We start from the raw sequence: 21894 nt of genomic DNA, 5'->3' as shown, positions 1-21894 counted from the left end.
TCAACAGCCTCGGCTACGACGTCACGATCACTCCGGTCACCGCAGCCTGATCCACCCCTACTTTTGTATTAGTTGGGTGGGTGGGCTAGATGAGGCCCTGTGCCAACATGGCGTCCGCGACCTTCACGAAGCCGCCGATGTTGGCACCCAGGACATAGTTGCCGGGCGCGCCATATTCCTCCGCGGTTGCGGCACAACGATCGTGGATGCCCACCATGATTTCCGTAAGGCGTGCTTCGGTGTATTCGAAGGACCAGGAATCGCGGCTGGCGTTCTGCTGCATCTCCAACGCCGACGTCGCCACGCCGCCGGCGTTGGCTGCCTTGCCCGGGGCAAACAGGATGCCCGCGTCCTGGAAGACGGCAACGGCTTCACGGGTGGAGGGCATGTTGGCGCCTTCGGCGACGGCCAGCAGACCGTTGCTGACGAGCTTGGCTGCAGCGTCGCCGTCGAGCTCGTTCTGCGTCGCGCACGGCAGCGCAACGGTGCCGTTGACGTCCCAGACCGAGCCGCCGGCCACATAGCTGGCGCCCCGGCGGCGCTCCGCGTATTCAGTGAGGCGGCCCCTTTCGACTTCCTTGATCTGGCGGAGCAGCGCGACGTCGATGCCGGCCTCGTCAACCACGTAGCCCGCGGAATCTGAACAGGCGACCACCGTGGCGCCAAGTGCCTGGGCTTTGGCGATGGCGTAGATGGCCACGTTGCCCGAACCGGAGACCACGACGCGTTGGCCATCGAAGGACTGGCCCCGGGTCTTGAGCATCTCTTGCGCAAAGATGACCGTACCGAAACCCGTGGCTTCCGGACGGACCAAGGAGCCGCCCCAAGACATGCCCTTGCCCGTCAGCACCCCTGACTCGTAGCGGTTGGTGATGCGCTTGTACTGGCCGAACAGATAGCCGATCTCGCGGCCTCCCACGCCGATGTCGCCGGCGGGAACGTCCGTGTATTCGCCGATGTGGCGGTACAGCTCGGTCATGAAGGACTGGCAAAAGCGCATGATTTCGGCGTCGGAGCGGCCTCGGGGATCGAAGTCCGAGCCCCCCTTGCCGCCACCGATAGGCATGCCTGTCAGGGCATTCTTGAAGATTTGCTCGAAACCGAGGAACTTGACGATCCCCAAGTAGACGGAGGGGTGGAAGCGCAGTCCGCCCTTGTAGGGGCCCAAGGCTGAATTGAACTCGACGCGGAAACCACGGTTGACGTGAACGCGTCCGGCGTCGTCGGTCCACGGGACGCGGAAGATGATTTGGCGTTCCGGTTCGCACAGGCGCTCAAGGACGGCGCCCTCCAGGAATTCCGGGTGCCTGTCGTGCACCGGGCCGAGGCTTTCAAAGACCTCGGTGACGGCCTGGTGAAATTCCAGCTCACCCGGGTTCCGCGCCAAGACGGTGTCCCGGACTGCTTCCAGCCTCGAATCCATGTGACTCCCTACAACTTCTGCGCCGAGCGGCGGGTCTGCATACAATCCCGTCATGCTCGCATTAGTCGCGCGGCAGTCTCCATCCGAACCGATTACGACCGGGCAGCGCTGAGGGCAGAGGCCCGCGAAAAGCGCTGTTTCCAGGAAACATCGGCCAGGGGCGAATCACGGCCTGAACGGGATCGCCCCGGCTTGCTTCTACTTCTTCCGCCCGAACTTCGGCAAGTTGGGTAGGTTCGGCAGGTTCGCCAAGAGGTCCGCAGCCTTGGTGGCGGCACGGCCAACCGTACGGCCGATCTGCTGCGGCCTGGTGTCGTCGATTCCCGCGGCGGAGGCAACAGCTCCCGAGGCGGGAACGGTTTCAGGCAAGCGCTCGACGTCGGTGGTCGCCGGAGACGTGCCCAGCGGCTCGCCGTCGGGCTGCTTCTTCGCAGTGCCCTGGCCTGCTGCTCCCGGCTGGCCCGCCGCACGTCCGCGGGGGCTGCGGGCCGGCGTCGCGGCTTCGGCCGCGGGCTTCGCGGGACCGACGTCGAACGTCTCCAGCCAGCTCGCAACACCTGCGAGCGGCTTCGGGTTCAACGCGTAATAGCGTTTTTGCCCCTGTGCGCGCATGCTGACGAGATCCGCCTCGCGGAGTACCTTCAAATGCTTTGAAATGGTGGGCTGGCTCGCTGCGAGCTCCTCCACCAGTTCCCCCACAGCCTTATCCCCAGAGCGGAGGGAAACCAGAATGTCACGCCGGGTTGCCTCAGCAATGACGGCAAATACGTCGTCAGTCACCATGCCTCCCACCCTAGCGACATATACGCCAAAAGGCATCAACTATTTCGCCTGCGCGCGCCGTTTACCCAGCCTCACGCCAGCCCGGCGAACACGCATCAGTCGAACCAGGGATCCAGACCGTACAGCGGAAAGATTTCCTTGCGGGTGGCGATGATGGTGCGGTCCACGGCGTCGGCGGGGTCATACCCGACCTCCCACGAACGCCACCACGTGTCGGCGCCGTCGCCCATGAGTTCCGGCACCGACTCCCCGTACTTTTCGCTGACATAGCTCCGGAAAGCCTCCGGAACCGGAGCCGTCAGCCGGACGGGGTGTTGGGCCACGATGCCTATCAAATGGCTCCACGTACGCGGCACCACTCCCGTGATGTCGTACCCCCCTCCCCCGGTGGCGATCCAGCGGTTCTCGCAAAACCGGCCAGCAAGGCCCGCGACGGCGGTGGCCGCCTCGCGTTGGCCGTCCACGCTGAGGTTGAGGTGCGTGAGGGGATCGAGTTTGTGGGAGTCGCAGCCATGCTGGCTCACGATGACTTCCGGTTCGAAGGCCTGCACAAGTTGCGGTACTACGGCATGGAAGGCGCGCAACCACCCGGCGTCGCCGGTCCATGCGGGCAAGGCCACGTTGACGGCCGTGCCCAGCGCGTCCTGGCCGCCGATCTCGTTGGCGAATCCCGTCCCTGGGAACAACGAGAGCCCGCTTTCGTGCAGGGAGATCGTGAGGACCCTGGGGTCGTTCCAGAAGATGCTCTGCGTGCCGTCGCCGTGGTGGGCATCGACGTCGATGTACGCGACCCGGCGGACACCGCCGTCGAGCAGCCTCTGCACGGCGAGGGCGGCGTCGTTATAGATACAGAAGCCGCTGGCCCGCTCACGGGACGCATGATGCATGCCGCCACCGAAGTTGACGGCGCGGACCGCTGTACCGGACAGGACCGCCTCGGCCGCGAGCAACGATCCGCCGGCCAGCCGGGCGCTGGCTTCGTGCATCCCGGCAAAGGCCGGATCATCGTCGGTGCCAAGCCCGCGTTCCGGGTCCGGCGTCGTTGGATCTTCGCTTGCGCGCCGCACCGCGGCGACATATTCGGCACTGTGCACAGCCAGGAGATCGACGTCGGACGCGACCCCGGGCGCTTGGACGGACACATTCTCGAGGTCGAAGAGTCCGAGCGCCGCGGCGAGCCTGGCCGTGAGTTCGAGCCGAGCGGGGGCCATCGGATGCGAGGGACCGAAATTGTACGCGGTCATGGCGGGATCCCACGCCACCGTCGTTGGCAGCGGGGACGGACGGAGGCCTGCCCAGGAAGTCATCAATGACAGGCTACCCGAGCGGCGGGAGCGCACTGCCCGTGACAGCGGGCGATTAGTGGTTTACTACTCAGGAAAGCAGAATCAATCGACCAGAAGCGAACAGCACCGCCATGACCCAAAGCCAGTCGAGGTCCCGAGACCCGGCCAGCTGGCAAACCGTCCAGCCGGAGCGGGGAAGCCTGTGGATTTTCACAGGCATCCGCGACTTCATCGACAACATCGCCAACTCCTCACCGGCCCGATTGGCGCTCACCGCTTACGTTGTCGCGATTCTCTTGTTCACCGCCCTGCTTTCCCTGCCGGCAGCATCGGCCGACGGTGCGGTCACTCCCATCCACCAGGCCCTGTTCACCGCCGTTTCCAGTGTTTGTGTCACGGGTTTGACCGTTGTGTCGACGGCGACGCACTGGACCTTCTTCGGGCAGCTCGTGATTCTCGTGGGCATCTTCGTGGGTGGGTTGGGAACCCTGACACTCGCATCCCTCCTGGCACTCATGGTCAGCAAACGGCTGGGTGTGAGGGGCAAGCTCATCGCCCAGGAGGCCATGAACAACGCCGGACGCCTCGGCGAAGTGGGTACGTTGTTGCGGATCGTCATCTCGACGTCCGTGACGATCGAGGCGATCCTGGCCATCGCGATGATTCCCCGGTTCCTGACACTCGGAGAGGACTTCTGGCAGGCCGTCTGGCACGGAATCTTCTACTCGATTTCTTCCTTCAACAACGCCGGGTTCACGCCCCATTCCGACGGAATCGTGCCGTACGAGACCGATCTGTGGATTCTTGTGCCGCTCATGCTGGGAGTGTTCCTCGGCAGCCTCGGCTTCCCGGTGATGCTGGTGCTCCGGCGGCACGGCCTCAATTGGAGGAAGTGGAGCCTCCACTCCAAGCTGACCATCCAGGTTTCCTTGATCCTCCTCATTGCCGGCGCAGTCCTGTGGGCCCTGATGGAGTGGGACAACACCAACACCATCGCCAACATGAGTGTCGGCGACAAGATCACGCATTCCATTTTCGCCTCGGTCATGACCCGCTCCGGCGGCTTCAACCTGGTTGACCAGAGCCACATGGATGCCACCACCAGGCTGCTGTCGGACGCGCTCATGTTCGCCGGCGGCGGTTCGGCATCGACCGCGGGCGGCATCAAGGTGACCACCGTCGCGGTCATGTTCCTCGCCATCGTAGCTGAGGCCCGGGGCGATCAGGACGTCAAGGTCTATGGCCGTACGATTCCCGAGGGCACCATGCGGGTAGCTATCTCGGTGATCGTCGCCGGCGCCACCTTGGTGTGCGCGGCCGCATTCTTGCTTCTGGCCATCAGCGGCGCCAGTTTGGACCGGGTACTCTTCGAAACCATTTCAGCCTTTGCAACCGTAGGCCTCAGCACGAACCTCAGCGCCGAACTGCCGCCGTCGGGGGTCTACATCCTCGCCGCGCTCATGTTCGCCGGCCGCATCGGCACCATCACCCTTGCCTCCGCCTTGGCCCTCCGCCAGCGCAGGCAGCTATTCCACTATCCGGAAGAGAGGCCGATCATTGGCTAATTCATCAGGCGTCCCCAACCGGCCGGCGCACAACGCGCCCGTGCTGGTGATCGGCTTGGGCCGATTCGGTGCGGCCACTGCCGAGCAGCTCGTCAAGCAGGGACGCGAAGTCCTGGCCATCGAGCGGGACCGCACGCTCGTCCAGAACTGGGCCTCGGTGCTGACGCATGTGGTCGAAGCGGACGCCACCAACATCGATGCCCTCCGCCAGCTTGGCGCGCAGGAATTCAGCTCTGCCGTGGTGGGCGTGGGAACGTCGATCGAATCCTCGGTGCTCATCACGGTGAACCTCGTGGACCTGGGAATCGAACACCTCTGGGTGAAAGCGATCACCGCCTCGCACGGCAAGATCCTCACCCGCATCGGCGCCAACCATGTCATCTACCCCGAGGCCGACGCCGGAGTCCGTGCAGCACACCTGGTCTCCGGGCGCATGCTGGACTTCATCGAGTTCGACGACGATTTCGCCATCGTGAAAATGTACCCGCCCAAGGAAACGGTGGGCTTCACGCTGGATGAGTCCAAGGTCCGTTCGAAGTACGGTGTGACCATTGTTGGCGTGAAATCCCCGGGCGAGGACTTCACCTACGCCCGGCCGGACACGAAGGTTTCCGGCCGCGACATGCTGATTGTGTCCGGGCACGTGGACCTGCTGGAACGGTTCGCGGCGCGGCCGTAGCCACCGTCCCCGTGAGCAGGAACTAAGCGAGCTGCTGTGTGATTTCCGCTGCCCGGGCGGCCGCGGCGCGGGCTCCGTCGGCGATGATCGCAGGTATCCCGCCGTCGTTGAACGCAGCGATGGCGCGTTCGGTGGTGCCGTTGGGGCTGGTCACGGCAATGCGCAGCGCGGTGGGGTCGGCTCCGGGCTCGGCGAGCATGAAACCGGCGCCCGCCACGGTTTCGCGGGAAATCTTGAGGGAGAGCTCAGGATCCAGGCCAAGCTCGACGCCGGCGGCAGCCATTGCTTCTGCGAGGTAGAACGCGTAAGCGGGGCCGGAGCCGCTGATGGCGGAGAGGGCATCCACCTGTTCCTCGGGGATTTCCACCACGGTGCCTGCGGCGGCGAGGATGTCCTTGGCCTGCTGGAGCTGCGCGGGGGTGCAGTTGGTTCCGGGCGAAACAGAGACTACCCCGCGGCCGAGCTTGGCGGGCGTGTTGGGCATCGTACGGATGACCGGCTGGCCCGCCGGCAGGGCAGCTTCCAGCTGGGCGATGGACACGGCTGCGGCAACGCTGATCACAATGGTGTTCTTGGCCAGCGCTGGTGAGATTTCCCGGGCAAGATCGGCAATGCCCGCAGGCTTGACGCCCAGGATGACAACCGAAGCGCCCTTGGTGGCCAGCTTGTTGTTGTCTGGTTCCTCGGCTCCGGCAATCGTCATGACATGGTGGCGCTCCGCTAGTTCCGCCGCGCGTTCTGCGCGACGGACAGTGGCGACGACGTCCGACGGATCCGTTCCGGCAGCCAGCAGGCCACCCAGAATGGCCTCGTTCATGGACCCACAGCCAAGGAATGCGATTCGGTTGCTCATGGCTCCATGATGCCAGTTCGGCTGCCCCGCTGCCGAACGGGTTTCGGAAGCTGTTCGAAGACGCCAAGATTCCCAGCTGGCTCCCAAGGTTATCGCAGGCTGCACCCAACATCGATCCGTAACTTAGTAATTACCTCATTGAGGGTGCGAGTGATGAGGCGGGCATGGGGATGTCCGCCACAAGCACCGGTGGTCGAACGGGTTTCCCCCCATTTTCCCGTATCGACCGCCGGTGCTTTCTCGTTTAAGGAACCTAGATCTCGAAGGCTCCCACGAGCGGCGCCCCCAAGTGCTGGCGGGCGAAGCGCAGCGTTTCGGCAAGCCACTCCTCGCGTTCACCGGCAGCTTTGGCCTTGCGTGTCGAAATTTCGGCAACCACGGTGCCCTCGAATCCATTGGAAGCGAGATACTGCAGCGCCTCGGCGCACTGTTGGGTGCCGTAACCGGGGATCAGGTGCTCGTCCTTGCCCGAGCCCGAACCATCTGTGAGGTGGACGTGCCGCAGCTTGCTCCCGAGCGCCTGGATCGCCTCCAGGCTGTTGGCACCCGCGGTGGCGGCGTGCGAGAAGTCCCAAGTGACGTCGTCGTAATCCTGGCCCATCGGATCCCAGTGCGGAAGGTAAGCGAGCGCCTCCCGGCCGCGCACACGCCACGGGTACATGTTCTCTACCGCGATGTGCACTTGGTACATCGCCGCGATTTCGCGCACGCCGGCGGCGAAGTTCTCCGCATAGTTCGACTGCCACCGGAACGGCGGGTGGACCACCACGGTGTTGCAGCCGACTTCGCGCGCCATCTGGCAGGACATCTCGATCTTGTTCCACGCCGGACCCCAAACCTGCTGGGTCAGCAGCAGGGTGGGCGCGTGGATGGAGACGATTTGCTGGTCGTAGCGATGGCTTAGCTGGATGAGGGCATCCGGGTTCTGGCTGGTGGCGTTGTTGGTCACCATCACCTCGACGCCGTCGTACCCCAGGTCCTGGGCCACGGCAAAAGCGTCATGGACGCTGAGCGGATAGACAGAAGCGCTGGATAGCGCCACCGGGATCCTCGGCGTGTCTTCTTCGGAGTGCTCGACGTCGGTGCTCATGTTAGTTGGCCTGCCTCCCGGCGATGGGGATTGGTATGGATACTGCCGCGGGCGCGGCCTTTCCGGTGTTGGCGCCCAAGCGTGGTACAGGTACCGCGCCTCCGAGCCCGACATGCGGGGCCGGGGCCAGCGGGCCATCGAAGATCAGCTGGTCGAGCCGGCGGAGGATCAATCCCTCGCGCAAGGCCCAGGGGCAGATCTCCATGCTGGGAAACTCGAACAATTCCAATGCGGCCTCGGCGACGAGGGCACCCGCAAGGATCTGCGCTGCCCGTGCATCCGACACACCCGGGAGGTACAGCCGGTCCTCGACGGTCATGGCCGAGATCCGCTGCGCCCAAAGCCCCAAGTCCGTGGCGTGGAGTTCGCGCTTGACGTAGGGCCCGGCGCCACTGGGGGCCGCACCTGCGATGCGTGCAAGCGAACGGAAGGTCTTGGAGGTTCCGGCCACCAGGTTGGCCCGGCCCAATTGCTTGAACTCGCGCACGACCGGCTTGAGCGTGTGCCGGATGTACTTGCGCAGCTCTTTGACGCTTTTGGCCGTGGGCGGGTCATTGTGGAGCCAGTCCCTCGTCAAGCGGCTGGCGCCAAGCGGCACAGACACCGCGAGTTCGGGCAGTTCGTCCTGGCCGAACGCCATTTCGAAGGACCCGCCGCCGATGTCCAGGTCCAGGATCGGTCCGGCGCCCCAACCGTACCAGCGTCGAACCGCGAAGAACGTCATGGAGGCTTCTTCACTGCCGGTCAGTTCCTGCAGGGTCACGGTGGTTTCGTGCTTCACCCGGGCGAGGACCTCGACGCCGTTGGTGGCTTCGCGGATGGCCGAGGTACAAAAAGCCAGGAGGTCCTCGGCCTTGTGGCGGGCTGCGAACTCCCAGGCTTCGAGGACGAACTCGATCAACTCGTGTTGTCCGGCGTCGTTGATGTTGCCGTCGGCGTCCAGGAACTGAACCAGCGAAAGCGGTCGCTTGTGGGAGGCAAATGCGACCGGACGTGCTCCCGGATGCGCATCCACCAAAAGCAAATGGACGGTGTTGGAACCGATGTCTAGGACGCCAAGACGCATTCTGCCATTATTCCCCGAATCGAAGCGTGTGAAGCAAGTACGACTGCCGATTCGTGCCGTCGGCTAGGCAATTAGTCCCGGGGTCCGTCGACGGGTGATTCCACGTCCGCATCTGCGGCACGGGTGGTGGCTTCCTCGGCTTCGTCCGCCCGGGTGAAGTCGCGGCGGACGTTGGCGATGCCTTCCGGACCCATCTCGAAGCCGTGCTCGCTGCCGGGGTTGATCACCAGGCCCAGCTCGTCGCCGATGCTGTCCAGGATCGCCGAGCCGTGGGTGCCCAGGACGTTGGGTGCGGCCTCGAGGAAGTGTGATTCCACCCGGCTCGGGTGGCTGAACACGGCGAGGACCGGCTGGCCCTCGGAGTTGGCGAGGACAAGCGGCTCCACCGCGGCGTCAGGCTTGTCCAAGGAGTCTGCGCTCAGGATGTAGACCTCGTTGTTCAGGAAGGCCAGGATGACGTCCACAGGGTTTGCGTCGGGCTGCCCGGACTTTGCGAGCTTGGACTCAAGGTCGTTCAAGGGCAAGGATTCCGGGGCTGCCGGCTGATCTGTCATGGTTCCACTCGATCACGGTTCCCCTGCCGGAAGCAATTCCCGGTCCGCCCGGGCCGCCGTCCGGCGACGAGATCGTGGGTGCGGGCCGTACGCTGCGTTCCGGAACGTAGTCCTCGGCCCGCACCCACGATCTCAGCCCCGAAGAAGCCTGAGCAGACGCACTTTCGGGCCGCGTTCATCGAAGAGGCCCTTCCAATCAATGCGCAGGATCCGCCAGCCCTGTTCAGTCAGCAGCTTCTCCCTTTGCCGTTCTTCGAAGATCACTTCCGCAGTTGGCTTTTAGTCGAAATACTTTGCCCTGCCGTCGAATTCGAGCGCGGTCCGAAGGTGCGGCCACGCGAAATCGAAGCGGTAGGCGCCGCCGGGTGTTTGGACCCGCAGCTGGAGCACGGGATCCGGGAAGCCGAGCCTGGCGATCGCGTCCCGGGTCAGTGTCTCCCCCGGGGACTCGGACAATGGGTTCGCGAAGGCCAGGGCTTTCCGGAACGCGGTGACTCCCCTGGCACCGGCTAGATCGGCACACGCTGACTCCAGCCACTCACGATTGCCTCCGAGCCTCAAGCCATGGTCCAAGAGAATCAGGCCCTGCCGGTAATTCAGTATCTGCGCGCAGTCCAGAACGGTGCGGTCGAGTGCTGTGGCCATCGACCGAAAGCCCATGCCAGAAGGTGCCACGGACCATGACGCCCGTCCGGACCCTCACCAGTGAGCCGGAGCCGAGGTTCTCATTGATGCGTCGCTTGCTCAGTCCTTGGGACAGCAATTCCTCTGTCCTCCACATGTTTCCATGCAGGGGAAGCAACGGCGCTCCCGAGCTTGTGAGCGCTGAAACTGCCGCGCGTACCGGACCCGCAGGCGCTGAAGCCACAGGGGCTTTCGCCGGTTCCATGTAATCCCAAAGTTCCGCTAGGGGGTCCACAGGGACAACGGAGTCAATGTTTCCGTAACGGTTCACTGCTCAAGCTTCGGCGAACAGCGGAGCCCTTGGGAAGCAGTCAATCGAGCTATGTGGAAACCCGGGAACCCCTAACCATCCGACCAGCAGTCCGGACGGGAGTGATCCGGCAGCGTGCGTCTAAGCGAGGAACGAGCGAGCACGCAGAGGATTGCTCCCGTCCGGAGCTGCGAAGGAACTACTTCTTCGCCGTGGCCCTCTTCGCAGGCGCCTTGCGGGCCGTGGTGGTCCGCTTGACCGGGCCTTTGGCGCGCTTCTCGGCAAGGAGCTCGATTGCCTGTTCCCGGGTCAGCTCTTCCAAGGACGTGGCGCGCGGAACGGTGATGTTGGTGACGCCGTCGGTGATGTACGGCCCGAAACGGCCTTCCTTCACCACGATGTTCTTCTCCGAAACCGGGTCCGGACCGAACTCGGCCAGCGGCGGCACGGCAGCACGCGCACCACGCTGCTTCGGCTGGGAGTAGATTTCCAGTGCCTGTTCCAGGGTGATCGTGAAGATCTCTTCCTCGGATCCGATGGAACGGGAGTCCGTGCCCTTCTTCAGGTACGGCCCGAAGCGGCCGTTCTGCACCGTGATCGGGTTGCCGTCGGCGTCTGCGCCGAGGACACGAGGCAGGCTCATGAGCTGCAGGGCTTCGTCGAGCGAGATCGAGTCAACCGTCATTGACTTGAACAGAGATCCCGTGCGCGGCTTGGCCTTGACGGGCTTCTTCGGCGGCTTCGGTTTGCCGTTCTTGTAATACTCCACCGGCTGGTTGGCCAGCTGCTCTTCGGTCATTTCCGGGATGATCTCGGTGACATAGGCCCCGTAGCGGCCGTTCTTGGCTACCACGGTGTGCCCGGTGTGCGGATCCGCGCCCAGGACACGTTCCTCAGGGGCAGCCGTTTCCATGAGCTCTACGGCCTTTGCCGCGGTCAGCTCGTCCGGCGCGAGGTCCTCGGGGACGTTGGCTCGCGCAGACTCCACGACTTCGCCGGTCTTGGGGTCGACGGTAGGGATCGAGCTTTCCAAGTACGGGCCGAACTTGCCGACGCGCAGCGTGATGCCCTCGGCGATCGGCACGGAGTTGATCTCGCGAGCATCGATTTCACCGAGGTTGTTGACGATGCTCAGGAGGCCAGGATCGGCGTCTTCACCGTAGTAGAAGTGCTTGAGCCAAGCTGCACCGACGGCCTGGCCGTTGGCGATCTTGTCCAGGTCGCCTTCCATGTCCGCCGTGAATTCGTAGTCCACGTAGTCGGTGAAGTGCTGCTCCAGCAGGCGGATCACCGAGAAGGCGATCCAGCTGGGAACCAGCGCAGACCCCTGCTTCCGGACGTAGCCGCGGTCCTGGATGGTGGAGATCGTGGACGCGTAGGTGGAAGGACGGCCAATGCCGCGCTTTTCCAGCTCCGCAGTCAGCGAGGCTTCCGTGTACCGCGGCGGTGGCGAGGTGTCGTGGCCAACAGCAACGATGTCCGAAGCCGTGAGGGAATCATCTTTGGCCACGTTGGGAAGGCGCCGGGCTTCGTCGGAGTCGTCGTCGCCGCGGCTCTCGTCCTTGCCTTCTTCGTAGGCCGCCAGAAAGCCCGGGAAGGTGATGACAGTGCCGGAGGCCGAGAATTCGGCGTCGCGTCCGTCGTTTGCCACTGCGCCGAGGCGGATGGTGGCGGTGGAGCCCTTGGCGTCGCCCATCTGGGACGCGATGGTGCGCTTCCAGATGAGTTCGTAGAGGCGGAAAGCGTCTCCGGTCAGGTGGTTGGCCACCTGGGCCGGGGTGCGGAAGGAGTCACCCGCGGGGCGGATCGCCTCGTGGGCTTCCTGCGCGTTTGCGGCCCTATTGGCGTAGACGCGCGGAGACTGCGGCACGTACTCGGGACCGTACAGTTCGGAGGCCTGGCGGCGTGCGGCCGTGAGGGCTTCGTCGCTCAAGGCGGACGAGTCCGTACGCATATAGGTGATGTAGCCGTTTTCATACAGGCGCTGGGCGATCTGCATGGTGCTCTTGGAGGTGAAGCGCAGCTTGCGGCCGGCTTCCTGCTGAAGGGTCGACGTCGTGAACGGCGCGGCGGGACGGCGCGTGTACGGCTTGGTGTCGACCGAGCGGACGCGGAAGTCCGCGTTCTCGAGCCCGGCGGCCAACGACGTCGCGAGTTCCTCGTTGAGGTGCACTGTCTTCGCGGAAGTGAGGACGCCGTCGTCGTTGAAGTCACGGCCGCTGGCTACCTTCGCGCCGTCCACGGCGGCGAGCTTGGCCTTGAACGTCGCGGAGCCGGTACCGAACTGGCCGGTCAGGTCCCAGTACGATGCGGATTTGAACGCCATGCGTTCGCGTTCGCGGTCAACCACCATGCGGGTCACGACCGACTGGACGCGGCCGGCCGACAGTCCGCGGGCAACCTTGCGCCACAGCACCGGGGAGATTTCGTAACCGTACAGACGGTCCAGGATGCGGCGCGTTTCCTGGGCGTCGACGAGGGCGCTGTCGACGTCGCGCAGGTTGTCCATGGCGCGGTGGATGGCTTCCTTGGTGATTTCACCGAACGTCATGCGGTAGACGGGAACCTTGGGTTTCAGGACCTCCAGGAGGTGCCACGCGATGGCCTCGCCCTCGCGGTCCCCATCGGTTGCGAGATAGAGCGCGTCAGCGTCTTTCAGCTGGGCCTTGAGTTCCGCAACCTTTTTCTTCTTGTCCGGGGACACCACGTAATACGGTTTGAAGTCGTTCTCGATGTCGACGGCGAACTTGCCCACCGAGGTCTTCTTCAGTTCTGCAGGGAGGTCCGAGGGCTGCGGGAGGTCGCGGATGTGGCCGATCGAGGCCTCGACAATGAAGCCCTCGCCCAGGTACTTGGCGATGGTCTTGCTCTTGGCCGGAGACTCCACGATCACGAGTTTCTTGCCGGTTTTTGCCTTGCTGGGCACGGTTCTCCTACAGAAAAATGAATTGCTTGGGCTCGTGCCCATATTGGCCTAGTTCACCATATTTTGCAGAATCGTGCGTTTCCATGTGCACAAGTGCTGTAGAGGAACAGTGGGTTTGGGCTAGGTTGAGGTCGGGGTCCGGTCGTCCGGAATCATTGACCACATCGTAGCGATTCGTACCGCTCCTTCAGGAATCCGGGTGGGATCTTCGAGGTCATATGACCTGATGAGGTCTTGGAACTTGGCCTTGAGATCCGTCCGCTGATCGGGAGTCAGGTACAGCAGATCGCTGGACAACACCATGGCGGCTGCCTCGTTCGCGGCCTCGCCGCGCAGGCGCCGCTCACCACGGGCCCGGGTGAAGGCCGTAGCCCGACGCCGGAAGGCGTCCAGTTCAAGTTCGACGACGGCGATCTCCGGGCTCGGAGCGTTGCCGCCGGATTTGATGGTGAAGTCCGAACCCGCAGCCTTCCAACGGCGTTCGCGGGCATCGCCTTCGTTGTCCGCGGCAGTCACGATCCCCCACTTCTGGAGCGCCCGCAGGTGGTAGCTCATGGCGCTCGGAGTGAGCCCGGTCTGCGCGGCGAGCTCGGTGGCCGTACGGCTCAACTGCGTGGAATACAGTTCCGAGATGACCTCAAGCCGGGCCGCGTGGGCTAGCGCACGGATCGCTTTGGGGTCGGTGATCTCCACCGTCTTACCGGGCCGTTTCCGGCGCTTCGGGGATGCCAGCCCGGTGGACACCCCATTGTCTTCATTCACCGAAACAGTTTATCCGCCGGTACCGCCGCAAGTGCCCTACGCCGCGGGGAGCAGGAAGCCGTCGCGGACCAGGTTCCCCACATCCGAGAGCAACCCGGTGCGGAACGCGTCGTCGTCGAAGTCCTCCTCTCCACCCAGCAGGGCGGCCAGGGCGCCGATCAGCTGGCGGACGGACAACTCGCCGTCACATGCCGACACGAAGCCGGCCAGCTCCGTGCTCAACAGGTTCGTCCTGCGGAGCCCCGCGCCTTGGCGCAAAAGGATGACGCCGGGGTGCTCGGCGCCGGGCCGCTGGTGGCGTTCCTCGGTCACGTCCTCGGCCACCACCAGGTGGGCCTCGGAGAGCTCGTGGGCGTCCAGCCAGTCGGCGCGTTCGACGGCGGCGGCGAGGTGTGGACCGATCGGTTGCTCGATGGGGTAGGTGATTTCTTCGAAACGGGCGGACGCAGTCCCCGGACGCAGGGCCTCGGGCCGCCGCAGCCAGATCATTCCGAAGCCAATGGCCTCCACATCGCGGGAGGCGAAATCCTCCAGGTAGGCGGCGTAGGCAGCACGGTAGAGCTCGCGGTCGCGCCCCTCGGAGGCGTCCTGCAGCCAGGTCTCCGCGTACAGCTCGGGGCTCACCTGTTCCCTCTGGATGAACCACGCCTCGGTGCCGGACCCGGCGAGCCAAGACGAAGGCCGGTCGCTCCAGCCGCTGCCCGCAGGGATCTCCCAATTGCCGAGCATCTGCGCCGTGCCGCCGGGCGCGAGGACGTCGGGCAGCGTGCGGACGAGGTTGGCGACGATGTCGTCGCCGGGGAGGCCGCCGTCGCGGTACGTGAACTGATCCGAAGATTGCTCGCCGACACTTCGCGGGGTAATCACGAAAGGCGGATTGGACACTACTAGATCGAAAGTTTCGCCTGCCACGGGTTCCAGGAGCGAACCCAGCCGCAAGCTCACGCGGGACTCGAGATTGGCCGGGTCAAGGTGCAGGGCCTCGGCATTGAGCATCAGGTTGAAACGGGTGAACGCGAGGGCCCGCTCGGAGATGTCCGTCGCCGTGACGTGCTCGCTGTGGTGCAGGAGGTGGAAGGTCTGGATTCCGCAACCCGTCCCGAGGTCCAAGGCGCGTTTCGAGTGCCGCCGTATGGTGGTCTGGACAAGCGTGGTGGAGGCCTGCCCGATGCCCAGCACATGGTCATGCCGGAGCACACCGGGCTGCTGGTGGGCGGCGAGATCGCTGGAAACCCACAGTTCGGCGCCGCCGCTTCCGCTGTTGTCTGCTCCGGAGTCGCCCTCCCAACCGTACGGCCGCAAATCCACCTTGGCGGCGACAGCACCGCCGTCGTTCTTCTCCACCAAACCGAGCTCCACCAAGCCTGAGGTGCGGACGCGCGGCAGGGCGGCGTCGAGCTCGGCTTCGGTTTGGGGGACGGCGAGAAGCCACAAGCGCACGACGACGGCGAGCGCGGCTTTCGCTCGGTCCGTCGCCGGGTTTCCGGCGGAAGCAGCCGGTTCGGTGACGATGAGTGCGGGGATGAGCTGGTCCCGGGCGAGGGCCGCGTGGGCGGACTGTCCCAGCAGCCCTGCCACTCCGTCCACGGTGTAGCCGACGTGTCGCAGGTCTTCGGCGAGCGCTGTGAGCAGCGCGGGAAGGTCGCTGCGGGGAGCGTCGAGGGTTGTGGGGGCGGTCCCAAAGGTGGCGGGCGTTGCGGGATCAGTCACCGTGCAAGTCTATTGGGGGCAGCGGCTGGCGGCGTCGTCCGCGCCTTCCTCGGTCCGGCGGCTGCGGCGGCTGCGACGTCGGCGGGGAGCCGTTGGAGCAGGTAGCGTTGAATCATGGCATTTCACCCCTCCATTTGGCGTCGCGCTGCACTTCTGGTCATTGGCGCAGGCATCCTTGCGGTGACGGCGTGCTCCTCCGGGAGATCTGTCTCCAACGCCGACGTCCCCGCGTGGAAGGCGACCACCATGCCCTCGGTGGCCGGAGTGGTCTTGGAGGACTCTGGAAAAATCCCGAACCGCGATCCCTTGGTCAAGAACTTCGCCAGCGTCGCTGCGGGAAGCTACATTTTGACTGTTGCGTGCGACGGCGGCGGCAAGGCCTTCTTCGACGTTTCCTCGGGTGGAACCCGGATTACCGAGGCCGGGGCAGCCTGCTTTGGCAGCCGCGAGACATCCCGCATCAAGATTCCCTCGACCGGTCCGGTGAGCATCAGCGCAAGCAGCGTGGACGCTCCCGTGATCTACGCGTACCAACTGGTGCCGGCTTCGTAGCTGCCCCCTTCGTTCGGGGTTTCGGCCAGGCGTAGAGTCGGCTTATGGGGTGGGCGCGCGCCCTGAAGGTACCGATGACGCGGCCGGCGATTCCCGCCGTCGTGCTTTGCGGTGTGCTCGCGTGTGGCACGTTGGCGTCGTGCGAATACTCCTACGACGACGGCAGCGCGCCGGCGAGCAGTACGCCGTCGCCGGTCATCACCGAGCCGACGCTGCCCCGCGATCCGTCGTTGAGCCAGACTATCACGGGCGATGCCCTGAAGTCGTGGGCGCAGGATGTCCTTCCGGACGTCAACGGGCTGTCCTTCTACAGCAGCTTCGGCCTGTTGTCCGCCGGTGAATCCCGCGACGAAGAGACCACCCGGCTTCCCGGGGGAACGTATGCGGTGACGCTGGCGTGCCGTGGTGCCCGCAGTGCCGATTTCACCGTTCGAAACGGAAGCGGCGTCCTCGTCGAGGTGATGTTGCGGTGCGGCACCACACGGGTCAAAGTCCTGCAGCTGGAGAAGGACGCCGTCCTGGGAATGACGATCACCGCCAATTCTCCGGCGGACTTCGCGTACCGGGTGAGCCGGATCTGACCGGAGCTAGGCGGCGCAGCCTTCCGGGCAACGCAACGTTTCCGGGCTCGACGCACATTCCGCGCAATACAGAGTGAGGTTGCGGCAGCTCAGGTTGGAACAATTCTCAAACTTGTTGGTGGGTGCCTGGCAGCGGACGCACTGGCCGATGGTCTTGGCTTCCTCACTGAATTCCAGGTGCATGCGCTTGTCGAAAACGTACAGGGAGCCTTCCCACAGGCCTTGGTCCTTGTATGTTTCGCCGTAACGGACAATCCCGCCGTCGAGTTGGTAAACCTCCTTGAAGCCGCGGTTCACCATGAGGCTGGACAGGACTTCGCAACGGATGCCGCCGGTGCAGTAGGTGACCACAGGCTGGTCCTTGAGGTCGTCGTATTTACCCGAGTCGAGTTCCTTGATGAAGTCGTGGGTGGTGGCGACGTCGGGAACGATTGCGTCCTTGAACTTGCCGATCTGGGCTTCGAAGGCGTTGCGCCCGTCGAAGAACTTTACTTCCTGCCCACTTGCCTTCTTCTCCTCCAGGAGTGCATGGAGCTGTTCAGGCTGAAGGTGGGTGCCACCGCCGACGACGCCGTTCGCATCAACCTTCAGTTCCCCGGGGGCACCGAAGGACACGATTTCATCCCGCACCTTGACGCTGAGCCTCGGAAAGTCGGCCGCTCCGCCTTCGGACCATTTGAAGTCGATATCGTGGAAACCCTTGTACTCCTTGGTGGTCTTCACATACTGCTTGACGTTGTTCAGTTCCCCACCGACTGTGGCGTTGATGCCGTCCCGCGAAATAAGGATGCGCCCGGTCAGGCCGAGCTTCTCGCACAGGGCACGCTGCCAGAGCCGAACGGCGTCCGGGTCTGCGATCGGGGTAAAGCCATAGAAGAGCACAATTCTGTTCAAAGCCACGTATTTAAGGGTACTTGGTGGCCCCAAACCCGTGCGTCGAGCCGCTTTCCGGCTGCCCAAAGTGTTAATGGAGCTGTTACTGACCGGCCCTGTTGATTCCCAGACCTCTGGCATAGTCTCTCTACATGAGTCACGACGCCTTGGTTGAAGACATCGCTGAGCTGCTCGAAGTCTGGGTGGCTGGCTGGTCGGGGTCCCGAAGCTACGAAACGCGCAAAGAAGGCCGGTTCCCGGCAGCACTGCGTGCGGACAAAACCGGCGACTGGGAATTCTTTGCGCACGACCCCTCCGACGCCGAGTTCGCCGCGCTGGCTGCCAAGACCGCCCAGGCGGAAACCCGTATCCTGACGATCCTCACGAACGACGTCGCGCGCTATACCCAGTTGGCGCGCGAAAACGGGCTGAACATCACCTCCGATTCCCAGACCATGATGATCGTGGACATGGGGACGCAGGATGCGGAAGATCCGTGGCTCTCGGATGACGACCTGAAGCTCACGACTTCCGAGAGCAAGGGCGTCCACTATGCGGTGGTCCATGCCGGTGAAGAGGTCGCGGCCAGCGGCCAGGTATTCGTGGTCAGGCAGACGGCGGTGTTCGACAAGATCGTCACCGAGCCCAATTACCAGCGCCGGGGACTGGGCAGTTTCATCATGAAGGCCCTCGCCGCGCAGGCATTTCAACACGATGTTGAAAGCGGCCTCCTCTTGGCTTCTCTGGACGGACAGCATCTCTACTCCCACCTTGGCTGGAAGCACGTGAGCCAGGTGCTCATGATGTCCACCAAGCCGGTCGACGAGACCGACCTGTCCGTCGCGTAGCCGGCCTTCGACGCCGGGAGCTGCCCGCAGCGGGTCCACGGCTGGACCGGCAACCGTTGGGTTCCGTTCCGATGACAGAATGTTCAGGTGAACGCAACTGAATCGATGATCTCCCTTCTGGGCAGGAGCCCGGACCCGGAGCAGTTGCGACATGTCCGCACTATTCCGGCGCGCCAGGCGGTCCATGAGGCATGGCCGGGCTGGGCTCATCCCGATGTGGTTGCCGCCTACGGAACCTTGGGCATCCACGAACCGTACCGGCACCAGATCGAAGCAGCGGAGCTCGCCCACTCGGGGCAGAACGTCGTCATCGCCACCGGGACCGCCTCCGGGAAGTCGCTTGCCTACCAGCTCCCCGCCCTCGACGCGATCCATCGTTCCGAGCTGCGGGTGCTGTCCGAGCCGGGCAAGATCCACGACGACGGTGCCGTCACCTTGTACCTCTCGCCCACCAAAGCGCTTGCAGCCGACCAGCTCGCAGCGATCCGCGCGCTCAGGCTCCCTACCGTCCGGGCGGAAACGTACGACGGCGATACCGACCAGTCCCAGCGCCGCTGGATCCGCGATCACGCCAACTTCATCCTCGCCAACCCTGACATGCTGCACTTCGGGATCCTGCCCAACCACACGTGGTGGGCCCGCTTCTTCCGCAGGTTGCGATACGTCATCGTGGACGAGGCCCACAGCTACCGGGGGGTGTTCGGGTCGCACGTCGCCAATCTCATGCGCAGGCTCCGGCGAATCTGCGCCTACTACGGTGCCGGCACCTCCTTTCCCGAACCGGTGTTCATTGCGGCGTCGGCGACGGCTTCAGACCCTGGGACGTCATTTTCCCGGCTCATCGGCACTCCCGTCCGTGAAGTTTCCGAGGACTGCTCACCGCATGGCTCCACCACTGTGGCTTTCTGGGAACCTGCGCTGACCGACCTGAAGGGCGAAAACGGGGCGAAATCCCGCAGGACCGCTGTGGCCGAGACCGCGGACTTGCTGGCCAATCTGGTGTCCTCCCGTGTGCGGACCATCGCCTTCATCAAATCCAGGCGCGGCGCGGAAACAATATCGTCCATCACCAAGCGCCTCCTCGATGAGGTGGACCCTAGCCTGCCGCAACGGGTTGCCGCCTACCGCTCCGGTTATCTTCCCGAGGAGAGACGGGCTTTGGAGAAGGCCTTGCGTTCCGGCGAGCTGCTTGGGGTCTCCAGCACGTCCGCATTGGAACTCGGTATCGACATATCCGGACTGGACGCAGTGCTGGTGGCCGGCTGGCCCGGGACGAGGGCTTCCCTATTCCAACAGATCGGACGGGCCGGCCGAGCGGGCCAGGACGCCATTGCCGCATTCGTGGCCAGCGATGATCCCTTGGACACCTACCTCGTCAACCATCCGGAGGCGATCTTTGATGTGTCGGTCGAGGCCACCGTTTTCGATCCAGGAAACCCTTACGTGCTCGGCCCCCATCTGTGTGCGGCAGCGGCTGAGCTCCCCATCGGCGTGGCCGAAGTCGGCCTGTTCGGGCCAACATCCGAGTCCCTCCTGAATCAGCTGGTGGAACAGGGTTACCTGAGGAAACGGCCCGCGGGCTGGTTCTGGACCCATCCCGAGAGCGCAGCGGCCATGGTGAACCTCCGCGCAGACGGCGGTGGCCCCGTGAGCATCGTGGACTCCGACACTGGCTCCCTGCTGGGCACCATGGACTCGCCACAGACGCATTACCAGGCGCATACAGGGGCGATCTATGTGCACCAAGGGGACAGTTACCTGGTCGAGGAACTGAACGAAGAAGACCATTGCGTGGTGGTTCGCCGAACGAACCCCGACTACTACACGACCGCGCGCGACGTGACCCAGATCGAGGTCCTGCAATCCCTCCGGACCATGGAATGGGGGGATATCGCAGTCCACTTCGGCGAAGTGAAGGTAACAACACAGGTGGTCTCCTTCCAACGTAAGGCACTGATTTCCAACGAGGTTTTGGGGGAAGAACCTCTGGAACTCGGGGCCAGGGATCTCTTCACCAAGGCGGTATGGTTTGTGGTTCACAACCGTTCACTGACCGGCGCGGGTCTTATCGAGGCGCAGTTCCCGGGTGCGCTCCACGCCGCCGAGCACGCCGCCATCGGACTCCTTCCGCTGGTCGCTTCAAGTGACCGCTGGGATATCGGCGGTGTTTCAACAGCGCTCCACGCCGACACCGGAGTCCCCACGATCTTTGTCTACGACGGCCATCCCGGCGGGGCCGGATTCGCCGAGCGTGGCTTCGAGAAAGCCAAAGTGTGGTTGACCGCCACAAGGGACGCCATCAAAGCCTGCGAATGTGACTCCGGATGCCCTTCCTGCGTCCAGTCCCCCAAATGTGGCAACAAGAACAATCCCCTGGACAAGGACGCCGCGGTCACGCTGATCGACGTGCTGCTGCGGGACGCGGTTTAGGGCGGCGGCCCGGCCCGGGAGCGGCCTGTCGCGGTCCCGAAGACTGCGCCGCGGTCCAGCTTCGTGCGGATTTCCACGATCCCACGTCCGAGCACTGTGCAAGCCGACAACGAAGCTCCGTGCCGCGCGGCCGTTTCGCTGGCGACCACGCAAGGATCTCCGGCTGTCAGTCCGCGGGCGGCGTCGGCTCCCGCGAGCGCAGCAAGATCGGCGGCGGACGCTGCGCGGTGGGCCATCGTCATAGCTTGGGCAAGGGTCAACGCCGCCGCCAGGCAGGCCAACACAACGAGGCCCAGAGCAACAGCCAGGATGGTTCCCGAACCGCTTTCCGCAAAGCCATCGCCATCGCCGACGCGGGCACTACCTGCCCTCACGCCGCGACCTCTTCCACAGCGGTTTGGAGCCTCTCCATCGGCACCGCACCTCTGAAGTCCACAACGCCGTCTCCGACCTTGAAGAGAGGCGCGGTGGATGCTGATGGCTGCGGGGCCTCTCCCCTCGCCGACGCAGTCGCTGAAAGACTCCAGGGGATGAGCGAGCCAAAAGGCCCGACCACGCGGGCAGATACTGTGACCGTGATCCATTTGCCGTCTTCCGTAACGGCGGCCGACGCGGAATCTCCTGCCAGTCTTCGAACGATTCCGTCCACGGCGGCATGGCTATCTCCGCGGGCGAGGGCCCGCGCTCCCGCCCTGGCAGCTTCTTCCAGGCGCAGCTGGGTAATTCCCGCGGCCGATCCTGCGAGAAGCAAGGCCAATAGAAGCAGGACGGCAGGCAACGCCACGGCAAATTCCGCAGTGACCGCACCGTAGTCCCCCTCAGGGAAGGCCTCTTTCCGACGGTGGCTTGCCCGGCCATCAACCTTTTTCCCCGGAGCGGCCCGTCTGGTCGAAGGGGGCCTCTGCCGCACAACTCCGGCAACCGAACGGGCTTGCCTCCTGACGAGCCCCCGGGCCGGCGCCCCTTGACTCATCGAAGT

The 21894-nt window shown here is 64.4% G+C and carries 21 protein-coding genes; 6 read left to right on the top strand and 15 right to left on the bottom strand.

The annotated features are described in order from the left end of the window. Window positions 1-85: 85 nt before the first annotated feature. The 3 genes from gdhA to BMF89_RS13725 form a co-directional block, all read right to left on the bottom strand. Entirely contained in the window at window positions 86-1423 is a 1338-nt protein-coding gene (gdhA, locus tag BMF89_RS13735; protein ID WP_078107665.1) for an NADP-specific glutamate dehydrogenase, read from the bottom strand. 198 nt (window positions 1424-1621) lie between these two features. Next, window positions 1622-2206 (bottom strand): metalloregulator ArsR/SmtB family transcription factor, encoded by a 585-nt coding sequence (locus BMF89_RS13730; RefSeq protein ID WP_078107664.1) that lies wholly within the window; start codon window positions 2204-2206, stop codon window positions 1622-1624. 95 nt (window positions 2207-2301) lie between these two features. Further along, on the bottom strand, window positions 2302-3513 hold the full coding sequence (locus tag BMF89_RS13725) for an acetoin utilization protein AcuC (protein WP_078107663.1): 1212 nt from the start codon (window positions 3511-3513) through the stop codon (window positions 2302-2304). A 110-nt stretch (window positions 3514-3623) separates the two neighbouring features. Between BMF89_RS13725 and BMF89_RS13720 the strand changes: the two genes are divergently transcribed. Both BMF89_RS13720 and BMF89_RS13715 read left to right on the top strand, forming a co-directional pair. Continuing rightward, complete coding sequence (locus tag BMF89_RS13720; RefSeq protein WP_078107662.1) at window positions 3624-5057, top strand: potassium transporter TrkG; 1434 nt, start codon at window positions 3624-3626, stop codon at window positions 5055-5057. A 40-nt stretch (window positions 5058-5097) separates the two neighbouring features. Continuing rightward, window positions 5098-5736, top strand: a complete 639-nt coding sequence (locus tag BMF89_RS13715; RefSeq protein WP_171983496.1) for a TrkA family potassium uptake protein — start codon at window positions 5098-5100, stop codon at window positions 5734-5736. A gap of 22 nt (window positions 5737-5758) precedes the next feature. Here BMF89_RS13715 and proC read toward each other — a convergent pair whose 3' ends face one another. From proC to BMF89_RS13675, 9 genes are all read right to left on the bottom strand, one after another. Beyond that, on the bottom strand, window positions 5759-6589 hold the full coding sequence (gene proC / locus BMF89_RS13710) for a pyrroline-5-carboxylate reductase (RefSeq protein WP_078107660.1): 831 nt from the start codon (window positions 6587-6589) through the stop codon (window positions 5759-5761). Between the two features lie 253 nt (window positions 6590-6842). Next, entirely contained in the window at window positions 6843-7679 is an 837-nt protein-coding gene (locus tag BMF89_RS13705; protein ID WP_078107659.1) for a sugar phosphate isomerase/epimerase, read from the bottom strand. A 1-nt stretch (window position 7680) separates the two neighbouring features. Further along, the gene (locus tag BMF89_RS13700) at window positions 7681-8745 is read right to left on the bottom strand and encodes a Ppx/GppA phosphatase family protein (RefSeq protein ID WP_171983495.1); all 1065 of its coding nucleotides are present in this window, start codon (window positions 8743-8745) and stop codon (window positions 7681-7683) included. A gap of 71 nt (window positions 8746-8816) precedes the next feature. Then, entirely contained in the window at window positions 8817-9299 is a 483-nt protein-coding gene (locus BMF89_RS13695; protein WP_078107657.1) for an SseB family protein, read from the bottom strand. 132 nt (window positions 9300-9431) lie between these two features. Beyond that, the gene (locus tag BMF89_RS22790) at window positions 9432-9563 is read right to left on the bottom strand and encodes a hypothetical protein (RefSeq protein ID WP_366214907.1); all 132 of its coding nucleotides are present in this window, start codon (window positions 9561-9563) and stop codon (window positions 9432-9434) included. Between the two features lie 15 nt (window positions 9564-9578). Continuing rightward, entirely contained in the window at window positions 9579-9944 is a 366-nt protein-coding gene (locus tag BMF89_RS22785; protein WP_366214906.1) for a hypothetical protein, read from the bottom strand. Between the two features lie 488 nt (window positions 9945-10432). After that, the gene (topA, locus tag BMF89_RS13685; protein WP_078107656.1) at window positions 10433-13159 is read right to left on the bottom strand and encodes a type I DNA topoisomerase; all 2727 of its coding nucleotides are present in this window, start codon (window positions 13157-13159) and stop codon (window positions 10433-10435) included. 120 nt (window positions 13160-13279) lie between these two features. Then, window positions 13280-13921: a winged helix-turn-helix domain-containing protein gene (locus BMF89_RS13680; RefSeq protein ID WP_078107655.1), complete on the bottom strand. Its 642-nt coding sequence runs from the start codon at window positions 13919-13921 to the stop codon at window positions 13280-13282. Window positions 13922-13957: 36 nt separating this feature from the next. Further along, window positions 13958-15631, bottom strand: a complete 1674-nt coding sequence (locus BMF89_RS13675) for a methyltransferase (RefSeq protein WP_078107654.1) — start codon at window positions 15629-15631, stop codon at window positions 13958-13960. Window positions 15632-15745: 114 nt separating this feature from the next. Here BMF89_RS13675 and BMF89_RS13670 point away from each other — a divergent pair, with 114 nt between their 5' ends. Both BMF89_RS13670 and BMF89_RS13665 read left to right on the top strand, forming a co-directional pair. Next, the gene (locus BMF89_RS13670; RefSeq protein ID WP_078107653.1) at window positions 15746-16183 is read left to right on the top strand and encodes a hypothetical protein; all 438 of its coding nucleotides are present in this window, start codon (window positions 15746-15748) and stop codon (window positions 16181-16183) included. Window positions 16184-16227: 44 nt separating this feature from the next. Next, on the top strand, window positions 16228-16764 hold the full coding sequence (locus BMF89_RS13665) for a hypothetical protein (RefSeq protein ID WP_078107652.1): 537 nt from the start codon (window positions 16228-16230) through the stop codon (window positions 16762-16764). Between the two features lie 6 nt (window positions 16765-16770). Here the strand turns inward: BMF89_RS13665 and BMF89_RS13660 are convergent, their stop codons facing one another. Beyond that, window positions 16771-17664 carry a rhodanese-related sulfurtransferase gene (locus BMF89_RS13660; protein ID WP_078107651.1) on the bottom strand — a complete coding sequence of 298 codons (894 nt, stop codon included), beginning with the start codon at window positions 17662-17664 and terminating at the stop codon, window positions 16771-16773. A gap of 125 nt (window positions 17665-17789) precedes the next feature. Here BMF89_RS13660 and BMF89_RS13655 point away from each other — a divergent pair, with 125 nt between their 5' ends. Continuing rightward, on the top strand, window positions 17790-18485 hold the full coding sequence (locus BMF89_RS13655; protein WP_078107650.1) for a GNAT family N-acetyltransferase: 696 nt from the start codon (window positions 17790-17792) through the stop codon (window positions 18483-18485). A gap of 87 nt (window positions 18486-18572) precedes the next feature. Then, complete coding sequence (locus BMF89_RS13650) at window positions 18573-20915, top strand: DEAD/DEAH box helicase (RefSeq protein ID WP_078107649.1); 2343 nt, start codon at window positions 18573-18575, stop codon at window positions 20913-20915. Here BMF89_RS13650 and BMF89_RS13645 read toward each other — a convergent pair. Then, a complete protein-coding gene (locus BMF89_RS13645) occupies window positions 20912-21289 on the bottom strand; it encodes an Rv3654c family TadE-like protein (RefSeq protein ID WP_078107648.1) in 378 nt (125 codons plus the stop codon). The two genes, BMF89_RS13650 and BMF89_RS13645, sit on opposite strands and share 4 nt — an antisense overlap. Next, the gene (locus BMF89_RS13640) at window positions 21286-21888 is read right to left on the bottom strand and encodes a TadE family type IV pilus minor pilin (RefSeq protein ID WP_078107647.1); all 603 of its coding nucleotides are present in this window, start codon (window positions 21886-21888) and stop codon (window positions 21286-21288) included. The genes BMF89_RS13645 and BMF89_RS13640 overlap by 4 nt, the downstream gene beginning before the upstream one ends. Between the last annotated feature and the right edge of the window lie 6 nt (window positions 21889-21894).

It is taken from the genome of Arthrobacter sp. SRS-W-1-2016 (genome assembly GCF_002009585.1).
Lineage (GTDB): Bacteria > Actinomycetota > Actinomycetes > Actinomycetales > Micrococcaceae > Arthrobacter > Arthrobacter bambusae_A.
This window is presented reverse-complemented; position numbering and strand designations above follow the sequence as displayed.